At 30.6% G+C, this 18,811-nt stretch carries 15 protein-coding genes; 2 read left to right on the top strand and 13 right to left on the bottom strand.

Features of this window, described 5'->3' with window-relative positions:
- The first annotated feature begins 46 nt into the window (after positions 1-46).
- Together ACREV6_RS17445 and ACREV6_RS17440 are read left to right on the top strand one after the other, a co-directional pair.
- On the top strand, positions 47-733 hold the full coding sequence (locus ACREV6_RS17445; protein WP_431579315.1) for a response regulator transcription factor: 687 nt from the start codon (positions 47-49) through the stop codon (positions 731-733).
- Complete coding sequence (locus tag ACREV6_RS17440; protein WP_431579314.1) at positions 727-1,995, top strand: sensor histidine kinase; 1,269 nt, start codon at positions 727-729, stop codon at positions 1,993-1,995. The genes ACREV6_RS17445 and ACREV6_RS17440 overlap by 7 nt, the downstream gene beginning before the upstream one ends.
- Positions 1,996-2,249: 254 nt before the next feature.
- Here the strand turns inward: ACREV6_RS17440 and ACREV6_RS17435 are convergent, their stop codons facing one another.
- The 13 genes from ACREV6_RS17435 to ACREV6_RS17375 all read right to left on the bottom strand — a co-directional run bounded on the left by ACREV6_RS17435 (position 2,250) and on the right by ACREV6_RS17375 (position 18,803).
- Positions 2,250-2,897 carry a hypothetical protein gene (locus tag ACREV6_RS17435; RefSeq protein ID WP_431579313.1) on the bottom strand — a complete coding sequence of 216 codons (648 nt, stop codon included), beginning with the start codon at positions 2,895-2,897 and terminating at the stop codon, positions 2,250-2,252.
- Between the two features lie 172 nt (positions 2,898-3,069).
- Positions 3,070-3,885: a nitroreductase family protein gene (locus ACREV6_RS17430; RefSeq protein ID WP_431579312.1), complete on the bottom strand. Its 816-nt coding sequence runs from the start codon at positions 3,883-3,885 to the stop codon at positions 3,070-3,072.
- A gap of 32 nt (positions 3,886-3,917) precedes the next feature.
- Positions 3,918-5,339, bottom strand: coding sequence for an alpha/beta hydrolase family protein (locus ACREV6_RS17425; protein ID WP_431579311.1), 1,422 nt, complete (start codon positions 5,337-5,339; stop codon positions 3,918-3,920).
- A gap of 136 nt (positions 5,340-5,475) precedes the next feature.
- Positions 5,476-5,772 (bottom strand): ArsR/SmtB family transcription factor, encoded by a 297-nt coding sequence (locus ACREV6_RS17420; protein ID WP_431579310.1) that lies wholly within the window; start codon positions 5,770-5,772, stop codon positions 5,476-5,478.
- Between the two features lie 209 nt (positions 5,773-5,981).
- Positions 5,982-8,702: a UPF0182 family protein gene (locus ACREV6_RS17415; protein WP_431579309.1), complete on the bottom strand. Its 2,721-nt coding sequence runs from the start codon at positions 8,700-8,702 to the stop codon at positions 5,982-5,984.
- A 197-nt stretch (positions 8,703-8,899) separates the two neighbouring features.
- Positions 8,900-10,660: a dihydroxyacetone kinase subunit DhaK gene (gene dhaK, locus ACREV6_RS17410; protein WP_431579308.1), complete on the bottom strand. Its 1,761-nt coding sequence runs from the start codon at positions 10,658-10,660 to the stop codon at positions 8,900-8,902.
- On the bottom strand, positions 10,660-11,796 hold the full coding sequence (locus ACREV6_RS17405; RefSeq protein WP_431579307.1) for a glycerol dehydrogenase: 1,137 nt from the start codon (positions 11,794-11,796) through the stop codon (positions 10,660-10,662). Before ACREV6_RS17405 ends, dhaK begins: the two co-directional genes overlap by 1 nt.
- A 204-nt stretch (positions 11,797-12,000) precedes the next feature.
- Positions 12,001-13,023, bottom strand: coding sequence for a PocR ligand-binding domain-containing protein (locus tag ACREV6_RS17400; protein WP_431579306.1), 1,023 nt, complete (start codon positions 13,021-13,023; stop codon positions 12,001-12,003).
- A 236-nt stretch (positions 13,024-13,259) separates the two neighbouring features.
- The gene (locus ACREV6_RS17395; protein WP_431579305.1) at positions 13,260-13,559 is read right to left on the bottom strand and encodes a DUF4491 family protein; all 300 of its coding nucleotides are present in this window, start codon (positions 13,557-13,559) and stop codon (positions 13,260-13,262) included.
- 95 nt (positions 13,560-13,654) lie between these two features.
- Positions 13,655-14,491, bottom strand: coding sequence for an ABC transporter permease (locus ACREV6_RS17390; protein WP_431579304.1), 837 nt, complete (start codon positions 14,489-14,491; stop codon positions 13,655-13,657).
- A 7-nt stretch (positions 14,492-14,498) separates the two neighbouring features.
- On the bottom strand, positions 14,499-15,413 hold the full coding sequence (locus ACREV6_RS17385; RefSeq protein WP_431579303.1) for an ABC transporter ATP-binding protein: 915 nt from the start codon (positions 15,411-15,413) through the stop codon (positions 14,499-14,501).
- Between the two features lie 263 nt (positions 15,414-15,676).
- Positions 15,677-18,043 (bottom strand): ABC transporter permease, encoded by a 2,367-nt coding sequence (locus ACREV6_RS17380; RefSeq protein ID WP_431579302.1) that lies wholly within the window; start codon positions 18,041-18,043, stop codon positions 15,677-15,679.
- Position 18,044: 1 nt separating this feature from the next.
- The gene (locus ACREV6_RS17375) at positions 18,045-18,803 is read right to left on the bottom strand and encodes an ABC transporter ATP-binding protein (protein WP_431579301.1); all 759 of its coding nucleotides are present in this window, start codon (positions 18,801-18,803) and stop codon (positions 18,045-18,047) included.
- Positions 18,804-18,811 lie beyond the last annotated feature (8 nt).

Raw genomic sequence — 18,811 nt, 5'->3', positions numbered from 1 at the left:
CGTTATTTTCGGTTTTTAGGCACTTTAGGTGCTATGGGAGGGTTTTATGAGGATTTTAATAGTTGAAGATGAACGGCAAATGGCTGATGCTTTATCGGATGTATTACGAAAAAATAACTATACAGCAGATGTAGTTTGTGATGGAGAATCTGGTTTGGATTTTGCTCTTTCGGGGATTTATGACATAATTGTTCTAGATATTATGCTTCCGAAAATGGATGGAATTTCCATACTAAAAGAGATTCGTAAAAAAGCATTGCCTATACCAATAATATTACTTACAGCAAAAAGCGAAACTGAGGATAAAGTAATTGGACTAGATTGTGGTGCTGATGATTATCTTACTAAACCTTTTAAAACAGATGAACTATTGGCTAGGCTTCGTGTGCTTTCCAGAAGAAAAGGAGAACTTATGCCTAGTAACGCATTGTCTTATGGGGATGTAGAAGTAAATCCCCATACATTGATTATATATTGCGGTAAAAAATCATTTAAACTAACACTAAAAGAAAGTCAACTTTTAGAATTATTTATTGAGACCCAAAATTCAACTCTTTCGAAAAATAAAATAATTGAAAAGGTATGGGGTTTTGATTCAGAAGCCGATGATCACTATGCAGAGGTTTATGTTTCTTTTCTTCGCAAAAAGCTTTTACAACTTAATTCCGAAGTAAGCATACAGACTATTCGAGGGGTTGGTTATAAACTGGTTTATGGGAAAATTATATGCTGATAAAATTAAGAAATAAGTTTATGCTATGGAATATGACCATTATTTCGGTTATTGTTTTAGCGTGTTTTTTTGTTATTTATACGACAACTGATTCAAATATACAAAAGCAAAATTATGAGAAAATTAAAAGTATTGCCACTAAAGAAATGCTTTCGGATGGAACAAATACTAAAACCGTAGCAGTTATAGGAACTACTGATTATTATACTTCATTTTCTCTTTTAATGGATAATAATGGTAATATTACAAAAGCTCAATCTTCTCTTAAGTTGCCCTCTGATGTATATAAGCAAGCCCTTCAAATAGTAAATAAAGAAGGCAAGGAAATTGGAATGGTAAGGCTTTTAGATAGACGTTGGATATATAAAATAAATAAAACTGTTCAGGCATCAATTAATGCTGATAATACTATTGGTAAAACAATAACACAAAAAAGAATCTCGTTTTTAGATGTCACAGACAGCTATACTGTTCTAAATGAGCTGTTGATTACTTTCTTCATTGTAGGTGCTGTTGTTCTAGTTATAATTTTTGGCATTAGTTTTGTATTTGCAAATAATGCTATTAAACCCATATCAACTTCGTTAATAAAACAAAAGCAATTTATATCTGATGCTTCCCATGAATTAAAAACACCCGTTGCTATTATTAATGCAAACGTGGATGCTGTATTGGCAAACAAGGAATATCCGCTGGAAGTTATTAAATGGACAAAAAACATTTTATCTCAAACTGAGCGAATGGAGAATTTGATTAAAAATCTTCTGTCTCTTGCAAAGGCTGACGAAGAAAATATAAAATTTTTTTTGGATAAAATTAACATAAGTGATGTTGTAAACGAAGTAATTATAGAAATAGAAGCTTATTTGTTTGATAAAAACATTGATTTTAAAGAAAAAATTGAATCTAATATTATTGTTTTAGGAAACTACGAAGTCATAAAACAGATTTTATTGATATTATTTGATAATGCAATGAAATATACAAGTGAAAAGGGAAGTGTTTGTGCTTGTCTGATGAAATCGAAGCAAGGTGCAATTTTTACTCTGGAAAATAGTTGTAAAGGAATCACGGAGGAACACTTAACCCACATTTTTGATCGTTTCTATCGAATAGATAAATCTAGAACCAATAACGGTAGCTTTGGATTAGGATTACCAATAGCAAAGGCAGGGGTTGAAAAAATGGGAGGTAAATTTTTTGTCCAAAGTATTGAAAATGAAAGTATAAAGTTTACAGTGGTTTTTAAGAAGCTAGCATAGCATTGAACATTTTTATGTATAAATATGTATTATATGCTATAATTTATATATAGTTAGTTCGCGGCAGATTTGATTGGTTTACTACAAAAATTATAGATTAACATTAAAATATTTGTTAAGTATACCCAATCCTTTAAATGAAAAAGGTTTAAGAATTGAAACAACAAATAATGTCATAAAATAACTTAAATTTCACGTAAAAAAAATCACGCTAAAATAAGCGTGTTCTTTTTATTAAACGTATAATTTGTGTATTATTTTTTATCTTTTTTTGACCATAATTTTAAACCTATAAGCAATCCAGCCCCAATTGTAGATGCAATGCCTGTATATATTGCTACTTTACCTGGGGTTGTTTTATTTTTGGATGTTTTATCTGTCTTATGATAATCTTCCATCAAATTTTCATACTGTTTCTTGTTGATATTTCCTATACCTATACCCATAACTTTACAATTCATACCTGCAAAATAATTAATTTTTTCTGATATGTAACAATTAAATGTATGTATTTTCTGAGGTGTTGAACTTCCATCATTCCATAATTCAACTCCAAACAATTCTTCATATATAAATTGATGTTGAAAAACAACTAAAGAGTAATTAGCGCGTTTTGAGTAATGTATATTAATATATCCAGCTTTTGCAATTATATTGTCAATATGCCCTTTGTATAAAACTAAGATGTTCTTAGATGAATTTTCATTCTTGATCTTATCAAATAATTCTCTGCCATCAAATGAATAAAATAATTGAACAGTAGTTATATTATTCTTCACTAAGGCTAGTTTGATTTTCTCTACATATGAATCAATGTATTGTATATCCTCAGGAAGTTTATTTTGGTAATCATTTATTACCTTTTGAGTTTTTTTATTAAATAGACCATTGATAAATTCCATTTTTATACACCTCTCTTCTTCCTTGTCAGTTTTGTTAGTCTTATTAGTTTATCATATTTTGCCCTCTTTGTTTGTTTAACATAACATATATTTTTTAAATTTAATAAAACACTTTACTTAGATATAAAATAATAGTCATTATTTTATATCTTAAATAAATTGAAAATCCATATTATTGTAATGTACCCTGTACAGTAATTTTTGCAAAGACTTCTTTTTCAAATGATATATTGAACTCTTTATTATAATGATTAAGTACAACTACAATGTGGAAAAGAGCTATTCCTAAATCAAGTTTTTTAGATTCTATAAGCCTATCAATCTTGATTATACCTTTATCAAGCAACAAATCTATCTCCTTTTCATATACTCTAAATTTCCACGGCTGCCTATTTATCGCAGAAGGTGCAATCCTAGCATACTCTATGCTCTTTTGTATATATTCAGGTACATTCAGCAATTTCTCGTGATTAAGGACTAATTTATCAACTGGTTTTCTATTAGCTGATTTAATAACTTTTTTAGCAAAATCAGATTTACTCTGATCCCTATATCCCACAGATATAACACAAAATACCTTTTCATTAGAATTTATTATTACTTCCCTCGGTAATTTTGATTTTTTAAATGTACCAGAAACCCAGCAGGTACTCATGTTTTTTGCTTGTACTTCTAGCACTAGATATTCACCTACATATCCTACAAGTGCATAAATATTTTCATTTGAAGTATCTCCTACTAGCAGGAAATAACTAGGTGCATTTTTTATCTTGCCATAAGAGCCTATTATGCCTGTAAATATATCTTCATTATCTTGGTTTATTAAATATGCCTTTACACCCATATTCAAACTGTTTATATATTCTAATTTCTGATTTAAATAATCATAATCCTTTTTTAATAGTTTCTGTTTTTTATAATTTCTTACAGATATTCTACTTGACATAGCCTGATATAAATTTTTTGAATCAAATTTTATATTTAACATAAAAACACTCCTTATTTTTATCTAATTATCACTTACTTTATCTTTTTCACTTCTTTCCATTTATCTGCCACATTACTAATGTTTATAGAATTATTATCTTTTAAGTTTTTATCAAAAAAACTTTGAATAAAGTCCTTTTGAATCGAAGAAGAAATTCTCCCATCTAGCTTTCCTGTTATATTAATATACTTAGTTAATGGGGAGTACATATATACCATTGTAAAATCTAAATGTGTTGTATCATTGATTTGATATAGTGATATTGGACCAGAGCTTTTATCTATTAGAGAACGTAAATTTTTATTATTTAAACCTACTTCCCATTCACCACTTCTTAAAAATAAAGCTGGTATTTTTAAGCCCTTATCAATATCTACTGCATTAATTGGTTCTACCCAGGCATCCATTCCAATAATAGCTTTTATTCTTTTATCTTTAAGTGCTATGGATACATCTGCTCCTCCTCCAGTGGAATGTCCTAAAAGTCCTATTCTTGATAAATCAAACTTCCCCTTAAAATTTGAATTTACTTCACCCTCATTAAATTTTTCAAGCTCATTTAAAGTTAAGTTTACATCCCCTGCATAGGTATTAACTAATTTATCTGCGTATTCTAAGAAATTGGGTGTAACCTCTTTTTTAGGAAGAGCCTTTTTGTTTAAATAAGCAATTTCTCCATCATTGAACACAGTCACCTCAGAACCATAAGTGTGGTCAATTCCTATAACGATATACCCATTGCTAGCAAGCTCCTCTGCTACATCTGTATGAAGATTCCTAAAGCCTGTCCAACCATGAGAAATAATTACTATAGGATATTTTTCTAATTCATTACTAATAGGTGCCTTTTCAAAGGAGTTAGACATAACAAGTGCAGTGTGCTCCAAAGCAAAAGAAGGAAGCTTCATATCCACAGCTAAAGCTTTTGCTACTACCTTACCGTCCTCAAGCCATGGTACTCTTTTATAATCTTTTACAGTTTCTGCGGGATACCAAATTTGAATTTTTATTTTTCTATTATTATTTAAATTATTGCTGTAAATTGCCTTGATTTGCGGATCTGTTATGTCAAAAGACTCAGTACCAATCTTATATTTACCCTTTGGAGTTGGTATTTTATAAACTGGGAAAGCATAGGCTGAAATACCTGAAATAATTATAAATAATATCATAATTGAAATTATTATTTTATTGATTTTAGGCCTGCTGCTTATATTTTCTATTTTTAAAATTGAAGTCATATATAATATTGTAAGTATAAAATATATAACAGTTATTAAATAAAGGGGATATAACTGCCATATTAATTTTTGAAATATTATATCAAATATGAAAAAACCAAAAGATATAAGTGGAATATACTTAGTAGCCTTTATTTTTTTAAATCTACCTTTTATTAATAAAACCGTGAATATAATATTAAGTAAAAATATAAAGCCATCAAGTAATCTCATTTAATCTCCTCCACAATATTCGTTATTTTTTATGTACATTAAAATTCCATTGTAACTTTCATACTTTTATAATTATCGAAGTATTAGCATAAAGTATATATATTATGAAGTGTAAAAAGATATTACCCTAAATTGCTTAATATCTTTTTCTCTTCATCGCATCAAAAACTTCACCTACTAATTCTTCATTAACTCTAGCCACTAAAAATTTACCTCGTTTTTCCGTGAATATCAATTCAGCATTGCTTAATTCTTTTAAATGATGTGAAATAGTAGGAGCCCCAATCTTTAAAGCATCTAGTATTTCGGAAATAAAACATTCATTATTCGCATCATAACTTTGCTCACTGTTTTTGACTATTTCAAGATAAATTTCTAATCTATTTTCATTAGAAAGTGCTTTAAATATTTTTGTCATTTTTTTTATATCCATAATACTCCTCTCATTTCGATAATTGTCAAACTATAATAAACATTACCCTATATCTTTCTTAATGTCAATATACTTTTAAAACATCCAGTCTTAATACTCTCTTGTGTATCCATTCTTTTTCTAATTGTTTCGGTAGATTCTAACTATTCCCTCGATTTATTAATGTTAAAACAAAAGACAGATACAATGCTGCATCTGTCTTTTGTTTTTTATTCATTTAATTGTTTTAGTATAGTGCCAAGTTGCTTATTATATTCTCCATATTTTGTCCACTCTAGATTTCTTTGAGCCTCAAGCGCTTTTAAATATAAATCATTTGCCTGCTTAATTAGTTCGATTTTAGCTTGGCTTAATGGATTTGTAGTAGTTCCACTTGTACCTGGCACTACTGCATTTGGCGCCTTATAATTGAATATCTGCGCAAGTCCGGTTTCAATATTATCAACCATCATTAGCTTGCTATCATAAGATAATATTATTTTTTTCATTTCAGGAATACTATTTTTCCCACTAGCTCTTATATATAGAGGTTCAATATATAAAAGCGAATTCTTTATTGGTAGAATTACTGTATCTCCATATTGTACTTTAGATCCACCTGTATTCCACAGTGAAAGCTGTGCTGAAATTGTAGTATCCTGACTTACCCTCTGATTAAAAAGGTGCGGACTGTAAACTGTTTTTTCTGCTGGAAATTTATTTAGGAACAATTTACCGTAGTTTCCCACATCCATTCTAGCACCTAAAATTGCGGTCATGTTATATTTTCCTTTTATATTAAAATATTGTTGTAATATCATTTCTTCACTGTCTGTACCTGGCAATTTCTGTATGAGGTATGGTGGAATAGTTGTTTTAACCTCACCCCCTACTTCGTTTGCATTCTTAGAAACATCCCAAATATCCTCCCCACTATAAAAGACTCCAGGGTCAGTTACATGATATTTCCCAAGGACCGCGCTTTGAATATTAAATATATCAGATGGATATCTAAAATGTGCTTTGAGGTCAGCTGGAATCTCTGACATATCCTTGAAAAATTTAGGGTAAATTTTTGCGTAGGTTTGCACAATTGGATCAGTTGAATCAGCCATATAATAATTTATATCCCCATCATAAGCATCGATTACAACCTTAACTGAATTTCTAATATAGTTTATTCCATTTTGTGGCTGAGAGTACGGATATTTGGCCGACGTAGTGTAAGCATCAAGCATATAATATACTTTCCCTTCACTTACAACAACATATGGATCTCCGTCATAACTTAAAAATGGAGCTATAGTCTTTGCCCTTTCAACTATATTTCTATTTATAATAATTTTACTTGTGCTCTTAATATCCCTTGATAGTAAAAAATTTAGTTCCTTTTTATTTACTGCAAATAAAATTTTATTCATTAAATTCATTTTGATTCCGGCTTTTCCAGCATAATTTGTTACTTTATTGGAATCACCTTGAGGATAATCAAATTCACTCACATTAGTATTTACTAATGCGTACTGATTTGTTTGTTCACCGAAATAAATTCTCGGATTAGTTAACTTAATATCTGTACTGTTTGCAATTGGCATATCTTTAATTACAAAATCAGGCTGACCTTCTGATGTAACAGCATTTACTTTACTCATTACAACTCCAAAACCATGAGTATAAATCATGTGAGTATTTTGCCAAGTATCTGGTGATAATGATTTTGAGTCTATTTCTCTTGCTGAAATAAATACCTGACTATATTTACCGTTTATTTTGTATCTATCTACGTCTATATCACTAAAATTATAGTAATATCTTAATATTTGAACTTGATTATAAAATTCAAGCGCCTGCACAGTTGAGTTTATCCTAATGTTATCTACCGTCTTCTGATTATCTGGAATATCCTCTTTTTTCAAATCATTTTTTACATTAAAAGCTTTTGTAGTGATATCTTCTATATTAAAGGCTTTTCTTGTAAAATTAATATTCTTTTGAATATAAGGTTTTTCAAGTTGCTTTTCATTTGGCTTTACAATACTGCTTTGAACTACTGCTCCTGATATTCCTTCTACAAAGCTTATCAAAACTATAGCACCAATTGAAATTATTATAGGCTTAAACTTTGATTTTAAAACACTCATAAATATTACTACTGAAGCAATTATACAAGTTACAATCAATACCTTATAAAAAAGTAATGTTACATGAATATCCGTGTAGCTTGCCCCATACGCAACTCCCCTAGGACTATACACTAAACTTAATATCTTTATTAAGAATCCAAGTGATAGGAAAAGTGCTATAAGCGAAGAGATAATTGCAATCTGCTTTCCTCCAAATGTAATGAGTTCTTTCCCAAGTTTTTTTGATCCTACAATGCCATTTTGTATCTTCCCTGCATGAAAAGTATCCTTCCATTTAAATACGAAGAAAACTACTATTTTAATAATAACTAAGCATACAAGTAGTGTCATTACAAGACTATATAAAGATTCAATTAAAGGAAATTTAAACACATAAAAAGATACATCCATATTAAAAATAGGGTCTTTCACATTAAAACTAACTGCATTTATGAATTGAAGAACCCTATTCGAATATTTAGATGCAATAGCAAAAGAAAATACAAATGAAACAACTAAATTACAAGCGATAAAAATCTTTTTCTGGGTAGCATCTTTCTGCGGATTTACCTCAACTACCTTTTTCAATTGTATGATACTCTTTCTTACGCCCTTATAGTATACCCATATACCAATATAACTAAGTATGAAAATAGGTATTATAAGTTTTGACATAGTAAGTATTTTTGTAAAGTATACTGAAAGGTAACCCACTTCTTTAAACCACTTAATATTAATAACAAATTGCACTATGCTTCCTAAAGAAAATAAGCATAGTATGAGAATTATAATTACAGAATATTTGACAACTTTCTTTTTAATTTTCATATAATCACCTCTTAATATTTTTCAAATTTTAATCTTATATACACATTATATCTTATATTACCCATATTTTGAAGTTAGTTTTAATAATTACCAAAATAGTATCCTTGTCATACTTTTTCTAATTATACCGCAAATAAAAATAAGAAAGGCTGGTGATTAACTCACAAGTCTTTCTTATCTAATAAAAATACAAATTATTATTTTATAGCATTTGAAACTTCAGTAAATATTATAGCAAGTCCCGTTGCTCCTGCATCTGGGTAGCCTAAACTTCTCTCTCCAACTGCTCCTGCACGACCCATACGTGCCACAATTTTCTCAGTTTTTTTAGCTCCCTCAACTGCTGCTTTAGCTCCCTTTTCAAAGGCTTCTTTGAAAGTTATGTTTTCTTTTGCACTTTTTATCAAAGAATCGGCACATGGAACTAATGCATCTATTAAAGTCTTATCTCCGACTACAGCTCCTCTTCCAAAAGAACGTTCTCCTACAACTTGAATTCCTTTGGCAGCGGCCTTCATCATTTCTGCAAAATCTAAAATTTTTAATTCAGTCTTTGTTCCAACCTGTTTACCTGCTGCTCTAAATGCTGATCCCCATATTGGGCCTGATGCTCCACCGCAATGTTCCATTATTACCAAAGAACAGGCATTTAAAAACTCTCCAATATTCATATGTTCTTCTGAAAGAATCTCTTTCCATTCTCTCTTCAATTGCTTAAATCCTTTTGCTACGCTCATACCAAAATCACCATCTCCGGCCTGAGAATCTAATTCGCAAAATGGAACTTCATTGTCAATAATAACTTCACTCATTTTATCAATAATATAAATCATATTATTAAAACTTACTTTTTCATTATTAAGCTTTGCAAATCTTTCATCAGTCTCTATCTTAAATGATACTGCCTCTGCATCGTCACTACAAGTATCTACGCTTACATATTCAACTTGGTCTACAGGACCTGTTACCTTAAATGCTGGAGTATCACTTTCTTTTGATAATAGCTCTTTAAGCTGATCATCTAATTTCATAATTGATACAGAAGCACCTTGCATATCTATACTTGTCATATAGTTTCCTACAAAAATTCTGTTTATTTTAACATTTCTTTTTGCTAATTTTGAAGCAACTGAATTATTAAACAAGTATAATTCTTGTAGTGGTGTTCCTCCAAAACCATTTATTAATAATGCAACTTCTTCATTATTTGTACCATCTATATTCATATCTTTTAAAATTGAATCTACAATTTTTTCTGCAAGTTCATCTGCCGAGGCCATTTTTTCTCTCTTAATTCCTGGTTCACCATGAATTCCAACACCAAATTCCATTTCGTCTTCTGCTATTTCAAAAGTTGGAGTTCCTTTAGCTGGTACAGTGCATGATGTAAATGCAAATCCTAAACTTCTAACATTTGCAATAGCTTTTTGCGCAATTGACTTAACCTCGTCTAGTGATAATCCAAGTTCCGCTGCAGCACCTGCTATTTTATGTACTAGTACAGTTCCTGCAACCCCACGACGTCCTACAGTATATAAACTATCTTTAACTGCAATATCATCGTCTACTTTAACATAATCAATTTTAATTCCCTCTTCAATTGCTAAATCAGCTGCATTCTTAAAGTTCATCATATCTCCACTATAATTTTTGATAATTAACAATGTTCCTTTATCACTAGCAGTAGCTCTAATTGCTTGATATACTTGAATTTGAGATGGGGAAGCAAATACATCTCCGCATACCGCAGCATCTAACATTCCCTTGCCTATAAATCCAGCATGAGCTGGCTCATGTCCACTTCCGCCTCCACTTATTAGAGTTACTTTGTTTTTATTAATAACTTTTTTCTTTATTATTTTATATTTTCTAACAAACTCTAATTCTGGATGTGCCAAAACTATACCGTTACACATTTCCATTACTACAGTTTCTGGACTATTAATTATTTTTTTCATTAGTTACCTCTCTTTTCTTTATAATCTCTACCTATTTTATCTGCAGTTATAATTGATGCCGCTACTGCTTGGGTAGTTATTGGGAATGGCATAGCATGAATTGATTCTTCTGGAATACATGCCTTTTCAGCCACTGCCATAAGTTCTTCGTTTGTGATACTATCTACTCCTATATCTGATAAACAAACTGGTAGTCCAATTTGCACACAGAAATCTAATACTTCATTTATTTCTTCTGTAGGTGCATTTTCCAGTACTAGCTGAACAATTGTACCGAATGCAACTTTTTCACCATGGAAGTATTTATGAGTTCCTGGTAAAATAGTTAATCCATCATGAATAGCATGAGCTCCAGCAAGTCCTGCACTTTCAAACCCAAGCCCTGATAAAAGAATATTTGTTTCTATAATATTTTCTAATGCTTGTGTTACTAAATTACAATCTGAAGCTGCCTTTGCTTTTACTCCATCCTTCATAAGAGTTTCATAACATACCTTAGCAAGTGCCAATGCTGCATTTGTTCCCCTTGCTGGACCACATAAACCTTCTCTAAAACCGCAAGGTAATCCTGCATTAACATTAGAATATGATTTTGAAGTTGCTCTTGCTTCAAAATATGTCGATAACGCATCGCCCATTCCTGAAACCAAGAAACGAGTTGGTGCTTTTGCAATAACTGATACATCAACAAGAACTACACTTGGACTTTGCTTAAAATAAGCATAATCATCAAATGCTCCTTCTGCAGTATAAAGTACCGCAGAGTGACTTGTTGGTGCATCTGTAGCCGCTATAGTTGGAACAATAATTAATGCTTCTCCCTCTGCAACACATTTAGCAGTGTCAATTGCTTTACCACCACCAAGACCAATTATGCAAGCACACTTATTACTTTTAGCAACCTCTTGTAATCTTGCAACCTCTTGCCTTGTGCATTCACCTATAAATTCACTTTCTACAAAAGTTATTTCAAATTTTTTAGCGGTTATATCTAATTTATCTTTAACACGTTCCACATCATCTTTATTAGCAATTAATAGAGCAGATCCTGCAAAACCCTTTACAAAGTATCCCAAATTTAATAATTCATCTTCACCTTGTACATATTTAGTTGGACAAATAAATGCTTTTCTCATATTAATTTCTCCTCATTTGTATATTTTTTTACTTTCGACTTATTTTCATTGTAACATCGTTTACATGATTATTCATTGTAATAGCATGTCAAAAAATTACGATTCTAAATCGTAATTTTTTGATGTCAATCTGTAAAATAGTAATTTTATGCTTTCAACAATCAAAAAAACTATTTGAAAATAGAATAAATCATCTCCATACATCTAATTCCCCTTAAAATATTTTCTATAAATAGCTGGTGTTAAACCTTCATACTTTTTAAATACTTTTATAAAATATCCCGTTTCGCTAAACCCAAGTTCATCACTAATTTCATTAATACTCATATTTTTTTCCTCTAATATACTTTTGGCCCATTCAACCTTTAATCTTGATGAAAAGTTAGAAAAATTTTCGCCTATTTCTTTTGCAAATAACCTACTAAAATAACTTGAGCTAATATGGCAAACCTCAGACATTTTTTCTATTGTAACATTTTCGCTTTTATTTTTATAAATGTAATCTATTGCTGGTTTTAAAGTATCACTTACTGTAATCTCAACATCATTACTATAAGTCTTTTCTCCAATATAAGCATTTAATAGAGCATTAGAAATTTCTTTTTTTCCATGTTCCATATTTTTTATTGTGTATCCTACAAGTGTATCTGAATCTATTTCGAACTCCTTTTTTATAGTTTTTTTATACATTTCTGAAATCAAGTTTTTATCTAGTGCTTCTTCTACTACATAGTTACATAAAGAAAATAACATATTTGCAATTTCCTTTACTTGCGCGTAGGATAAAACAGGCAGCTCTTCATAATACTCCTTCAAATCCTCTAAAACATTTTTAGCCATAGATTTTTTTGGAATTACTACCATTTGTTCTAATATATCTAAAGCATTATTATCTGATATCTTTACTTGACCTGCCATAATTGCTCCAATATATTTACCATCAATTATTATTGGAATAGCTATCTCTACTATATTAAAATGACATAAATATATATATGCACTATTTAAACGAACTGCTTCTAATCCACCTCTGGAATCACATTTTTGACAATATTTTTCAAGTTCCGGATTCGATCTTACTGATTTGCAGAATCTATTACACCCACTATGCCTCGTAACTGGATTACCTTTATAGTCAACAGTTATCATTGCGAGCTTAGTGGATATTGCAAGAAGTTCTTGTAATCCAACCCATTTTTCTAAATTTATTACTTTATTTAAGTTCAAATTTTAACTACCTCCTTACTACAACTAGTACCACACTATAGCTTACAGCTCTTCTACCCCAGCCTTCAGCTTCTCCATCAAGTATATTAATAACATAAAAAAACCCTCCTTTAATTTGGAGCGGATAATAATTTGCTTAAGTTTATAATTATCAATCTGCATCAAATGTGCAATTTAGCAAAAATTAAAAGCCCAACCCCATTGATACTTATCTCAATATAGCATTACTGCTTACCCTACCTTTTAGAGTTTATTTTCCTGCTTTGATTTAATGGAAACCATCCTTTTTTTACTCTCTGTTCCTGCTCAATAAGTTCATGAATACTCCACAGACAAGAAAATCCTAAAACACCCATGAATGCTGATAATATTTCATTCTTTAAATAAATAGAAATTATGATAAAAATGATTCCTGAAAATAAAAATATAGGCCAAATTTTCTTACCAAAATAATATTCTCCTTTAATAACAATTGGGTGAAAAATACCAATTATTGAAAATGATATAATTCCGATAATTATTCCATAAAAACTCATTACACTATCCCCCACTTTTATATCTAAATTCCATACTGCAAGTTACCATCAAGCTCTTATTTCCAATGGTCCTGAAGAACTATTTGTCATATATTTTAACTCCATATATCCCCTTCTTTACTTTTTGAGCGATTAATTCTTGAAAAATCCACCCTTGAGAAAACATAAGTTGATAATAATAAAAATACCAATCCGAAGATGATTACAATCGCCATGCTTATAGGAGGGGTAATTACAAAACTTCCTACTTTAAAAGCAAGCTGTTCCGCCACCAATTGATTCGTTGTTAAAGATGTCTTTTCCAGTATGATGGTTCTAAAAAACGCTGTTGTATATGTCATGGGATTGAGATAAGCAATATATTGCAATACTTTTGGTAACATTGAAAGCGGGATATATGCACCACAAAGAAATGTAAGTGGCATTGTAATCGCCGTTATTACAACTTGAAATGTTTGTGAATTCTTAACCAGAGTCGCTAAAAACAATCCAAGTCCCGAAAATACAAGACCAACCATAATCATCACACCGATTACCGCAAATGGTGTGATCCAGGATGTGAATTTAAGTCCTATAAAATAACCAATGATTAGAATAATAATGCCCTGCATGGTTGCTATTGTTGCTGCTGATAATAGCTGACCGGCAGCAATCTGGATTCGTTTAACTGGGCTTACCAATACTTCCTTCATAAATCCCGAAACAATATCTTCAATTGTACTTGTGGCAACGGTAAGGGAGGTTTGGAAGACCGTTGTTATAACAATACCTGCCAGCATATAGTTTACTGGATTTTGAATATTGTCATTTTTAAATATCGAACTAAACACATATAAAAAGAAGAATGGCATGATAATTGTGAAAATAAGCTGAACACGATTTCGAGCAAAAATTTTAATATTTCTAAACCATAAAGCTATTATAATATCCATAAATTCCTCACTTCCTTATATCTTTTCCGGTAATTTCTAAGAATACATCATTCAATGTACCTTTTTTAATTTCCAAATCTGTTATGGACTCTTTCTGCTCACTTATTATGTCCATCAATTTGGGTAAACTATTAACTTCAATTGAATAATATCCGGATTTTTTCTTATAAATAAAACCAGCCTTGTCTAGCAGTACCTCCAGCCCTTGCTCGTCAAGTGTTGTAATATTTGCTCTATCCTTGGTATATTGCTGTTTCAAATGATATGGAGTGTCTATGGCAACGATTTTCCCCGCATCCATAATTGCAACTTTGCTGCAAATCTCTGCCTCCTCCATGTAATGTGTTGTAAGAAAAATGGTAATATTCTTCTCCTTTTGCAGCTTTACAATATAATCCCACATGTGAGCCCTTGTTTGAGGGTCAAGACCTGTGGTTGGCTCATCTAAGAATAATACCTTTGGGTAGTGCAGCAGCGCTCTGGCTATTTCCACACGCCGTTTCATACCGCCGGACAGACTACTTACCATTGCTTTTTTCCAGTCTAGTAAATCCACTAAATCTAAAACAAATTGGATACGCTCATTGACTTCACTTTTGGGGATAGCATAAAAATGACAATGCATAATTAAATTTTCAAGAACGGTCATTTTATTATCCAATGTAGGTTCCTGAAAAACAACCCCAATAACACTTCTAACAGCATCCTTTTCATGGGAAATGTCTTTTCCGTCAATGATTAGGGTTCCTGAGGTCTTATCGAAGATGGTACACAATGTATTAATGGTTGTGCTTTTACCTGCTCCATTTGGGCCTAAAAATGCGAAAATGCTTCCCTCTTCTACCTCAAAGGTCACATTGTCCACTGCTGTAAATTTATCATATTTCTTAACGAAATCCCGAACTTCTATTATGTTTCTCATAGTATTGCTCCTTTCAAGTGTTTTCTAGCTTTTAGCGCCCACTTTATAATATGTTCAAAGCTGTATGATCTTTTGAAGTTTTTTAAGATCTGCAACTTTATCGCCATATTTAATTATTGATAACTTCATTATATATTGTTTAATAATTATTATCAATTAGTTTTTTATGCCGATTATCAAATTCCCACGCTCATAAATATCCTTGGGGTCATGAATAAATTAAACACAATTTATTTATTAATAGAATTTTTTAATTGATTTCTCTACTCTTCTATAAGCTCTCTAAGATTTATACTTAACAATTTACTAGTAGGAAACCATACCGCAGCAAATACTATTATTATAAACAATAGAATACCAAAAACAGTGGTTTTTGTAGTAATTAAAAATGGGAACTCTACTAAACCTTGTTTTGATAAAGCTAGTTCAATCATTTTAGGTCCTGCAGTAAAGCCTAAAATTATCCCTATCAAAGTTGCCAGTGCTGTGAGTGTCATAATTCTATTTATTATAGATAGTCTTATTTGTTTTATTGTAAAGCCTAAGGCTTTATAAATACCATAGTTTTTTCTTTCCTCGTATATATTTATTAATACAATATTGAAAATATTTATAAAGCTAATTATTATAAAAATTACACCTACCATAAGTATTGGCACACTAATATTTTTGCCGATATCATTGAATATTTTCCCGTTACGGTCTTTAGTTTTTTCAATGCTTATATCATTATATCTATTAGTAAATTCTTTTATAAATTCACTATTGTTGGACTTCTCTTTAAATACCACTGAATAAACCTTAGTGTCGAAAGTTGGATCCAATTCTATAATGGAAGCCTTTTGAGCCCTATAACCTTCTGCCTCATTAATCATAGCTTGATAAACTCCTGTAATTAAAAAGGTCCTTCCTTTTCCTGCTATAGTCATATCAATATAATCTCCTACAGTTTTTTTAAGCCTTCTACTAGTATTTATAGCTATTGATACCTCATTTTTTTCTTTAGGACTTTTACCGCTAATGTTTAACAGCCCTATGCTATCCATATCTCCATCATAACCAAATCCGCCTATTTGTTTAGCTGGTATACCTCCACTATCTATAGCATCTGTATAGGAACCTTCAATATAGTAGTAAGGAACTACGGCTTTTACTTTTTTATCGCTTTTTAGTGCATTAAATAATTCCTCATGATTTATAGAACCTTTGGTGGCACTTCTTACCACTTGATACTCACTGCCATCAAATCCCCAATATGCTAAATTATCACTTAGTTTAATAAGTGAATGTCTTATATTTATAGTAAAAGTTATCATAAAAACTGTAACTACCAAAGTAATAAATATAAATACTGATTGCTTCTTATTAGTAACAATTTGTTTTATAGCTAAAATTAAAGACAATGGCAAAGCTTTTAAATATATAATATTTATTTTAGGATTTTTCCTATAATTCTTTGATGGGGAACCATTTCTTATTGCTTCCGCTGGTTTAATTTTTGCTGCCCTTCCAGCAGTTATATAAGAAGTTATTGTTACGGTGCCCACTATAAAAAGAATAGTTATCATTATTTCTGTAATCATACTTTCATTAATATTTACTATACCCACTACTCTTATAAATGAATAGAGTAGGGCATTTATTAATATTTTTCCTAATATGAGGCTTGGAACCACTGCTATTACTGATAAAATAAAAAACTGTCCAGTATATATTGCTTTTATATTTGTATTAGATAAACCTTGTGCTTTTAACACTCCTATAGTTTTATAATCAGAAAATATAGAATTTTTTATAGTAAAACTTATTACTAACAGGGTTATAGCTAAAACTATTGTAGATAATACCATTAGTATAGAAGCTATTAACTTAGATAGAAAGGTATAAATAAACTCAACAAAGCTATATTGAAGTATACCACCTTTAAATTTTTCTTTTTGACTATTTAAAAAATCACTCCATATTTGCTCTGCTTTACTATAATCCTTATATATAACGCCTATAGAACCTATATTATTATCCACATCCTTAAAAATCTTATCCACTTCTCCACTTTTAATCCACATCCTTGTTGGATTAATCATAGCGCTGCTAAATTGTGGATCTACTACAATAGCACTAACTTTTAAATTTATATCTTTTTTATTAACATTTACTTTTAATATACCACCTACTTTTATATTTTCTTGGTAGGCTATACCTGTTGGCACCCATACTTCTCCGGCACCAGGTGTTTCCTTCTTATCTCCTTCTACTATTAAAAGCTTATCTTGTACTAATCCCTCTTCTCTTTCTGTAAAACTTACTTCATATCTAAAAGGGCTTTTATTATAACTTGCTTTTCCACTATAATTATAACCTTTATAAGTTTGAACACTCTTAACGCCTTCATTATTTTCCCACCAAGTTTTCAACTTATTTATATCATAAAGACTTTCTTTATATCCAATTACATCCTGAGAGGCATTTAGTTTTTGTTGCATCTTTATAAAAGGCTCTTTAGATTTTGTAAGTATACCTAAAGATATAAAAAACATTACACAGCTTACCATTATTATTAAAGTAATTAAGAAACTTTGAAGTTTTCTCTTTTTTATACTATTTAGGGTGATAATATATATACTTCTCATACTACCACCCCTTTTCTGTAAGGAAATCAAATAACGCCTTTTCTCTTTGTTCCCTAAATCTTACATCAAATTTATCGAATTTCAAATCACCACTAACACGTCCATCTTTAATAAATAAAACTCTATCTGCTCTAGAGGCAGCCTTTATATCATGAGTAACCATAACTATGCTTTGCCTTTTAGTATTTAACTCTGTTAATATATTTAGGATATTTTCTCCTTGAGAAGAATTTAATGCTCCGGTAGGCTCATCTGCAAAAATAACTTTTGGTTGATTTATAAGTGCTCTTGCTATAGCTACCCTTTGCTGCTCTCCACCAGATATTTTTGATGGTACTCTATTTAATTCTTCACTAAGTCCTACCAGATTTAAAAGTTCCACTGCTCTTTCATCTACTTTTTTTCTATCCTTATTTACTAAATATCCTGAAATAGCTATATTTTCAAAAATAGATAAGCTTGGTACTAAATTAATTCCTTGAAATACAAAGCCTATGCTCTTTCTTCTAAAACTCGCCATAGACTTTTCTTTAAGTTTATTAATAACTAAATCCTGAAAACATACCTCACCTGTGGTTATAGAATCCAGTCCACTTAAAAGATATAACAATGTTGATTTCCCAGAGCCAGAACTTCCCATTATAACTGTAAAATCACCTTCATATATCTCCAAATTAATATTTTTTATTGCATGATAGCTTTCACTATCGCTAATATAAGTTTTGCATAGGTCCTTTGTCTTTATAATAATATTTTTCATTTACTCTA

It is taken from the genome of Clostridium sp., assembly GCF_050717515.1.
Taxonomy (GTDB): Bacteria; Bacillota; Clostridia; order Clostridiales; family Clostridiaceae; genus Clostridium_AD.
This window is presented reverse-complemented; position numbering and strand designations above follow the sequence as displayed.

Excerpts from the sequence above, each read along its gene's own strand:
- ACREV6_RS17395 (WP_431579305.1), bottom strand. The coding sequence starts at position 13,559 with ATGAGTTTTTATGGAATAATTATCGGAATTATATCATTTTCAATAATT.
- ACREV6_RS17385 (WP_431579303.1), bottom strand. The coding sequence starts at position 15,413 with ATGAGAAACATAATAGAAGTTCGGGATTTCGTTAAGAAATATGATAAA.
- ACREV6_RS17425 (WP_431579311.1), bottom strand. The coding sequence starts at position 5,339 with ATGAGATTACTTGATGGCTTTATATTTTTACTTAATATTATATTCACG.
- ACREV6_RS17375 (WP_431579301.1), bottom strand. The coding sequence starts at position 18,803 with ATGAAAAATATTATTATAAAGACAAAGGACCTATGCAAAACTTATATT.
- ACREV6_RS17405 (WP_431579307.1), bottom strand. The coding sequence starts at position 11,796 with ATGAGAAAAGCATTTATTTGTCCAACTAAATATGTACAAGGTGAAGAT.
- ACREV6_RS17420 (WP_431579310.1), bottom strand. The coding sequence starts at position 5,772 with ATGGATATAAAAAAAATGACAAAAATATTTAAAGCACTTTCTAATGAA.
- ACREV6_RS17445 (WP_431579315.1), top strand. The coding sequence starts at position 47 with ATGAGGATTTTAATAGTTGAAGATGAACGGCAAATGGCTGATGCTTTA.
- ACREV6_RS17440 (WP_431579314.1), top strand. The coding sequence starts at position 727 with ATGCTGATAAAATTAAGAAATAAGTTTATGCTATGGAATATGACCATT.
- ACREV6_RS17430 (WP_431579312.1), bottom strand. The coding sequence starts at position 3,885 with ATGTTAAATATAAAATTTGATTCAAAAAATTTATATCAGGCTATGTCA.
- ACREV6_RS17415 (WP_431579309.1), bottom strand. The coding sequence starts at position 8,702 with ATGAAAATTAAAAAGAAAGTTGTCAAATATTCTGTAATTATAATTCTC.
- ACREV6_RS17390 (WP_431579304.1), bottom strand. The coding sequence starts at position 14,491 with ATGGATATTATAATAGCTTTATGGTTTAGAAATATTAAAATTTTTGCT.
- ACREV6_RS17380 (WP_431579302.1), bottom strand. The coding sequence starts at position 18,043 with ATGAGAAGTATATATATTATCACCCTAAATAGTATAAAAAAGAGAAAA.
- dhaK (WP_431579308.1), bottom strand. The coding sequence starts at position 10,660 with ATGAAAAAAATAATTAATAGTCCAGAAACTGTAGTAATGGAAATGTGT.
- ACREV6_RS17435 (WP_431579313.1), bottom strand. The coding sequence starts at position 2,897 with ATGGAATTTATCAATGGTCTATTTAATAAAAAAACTCAAAAGGTAATA.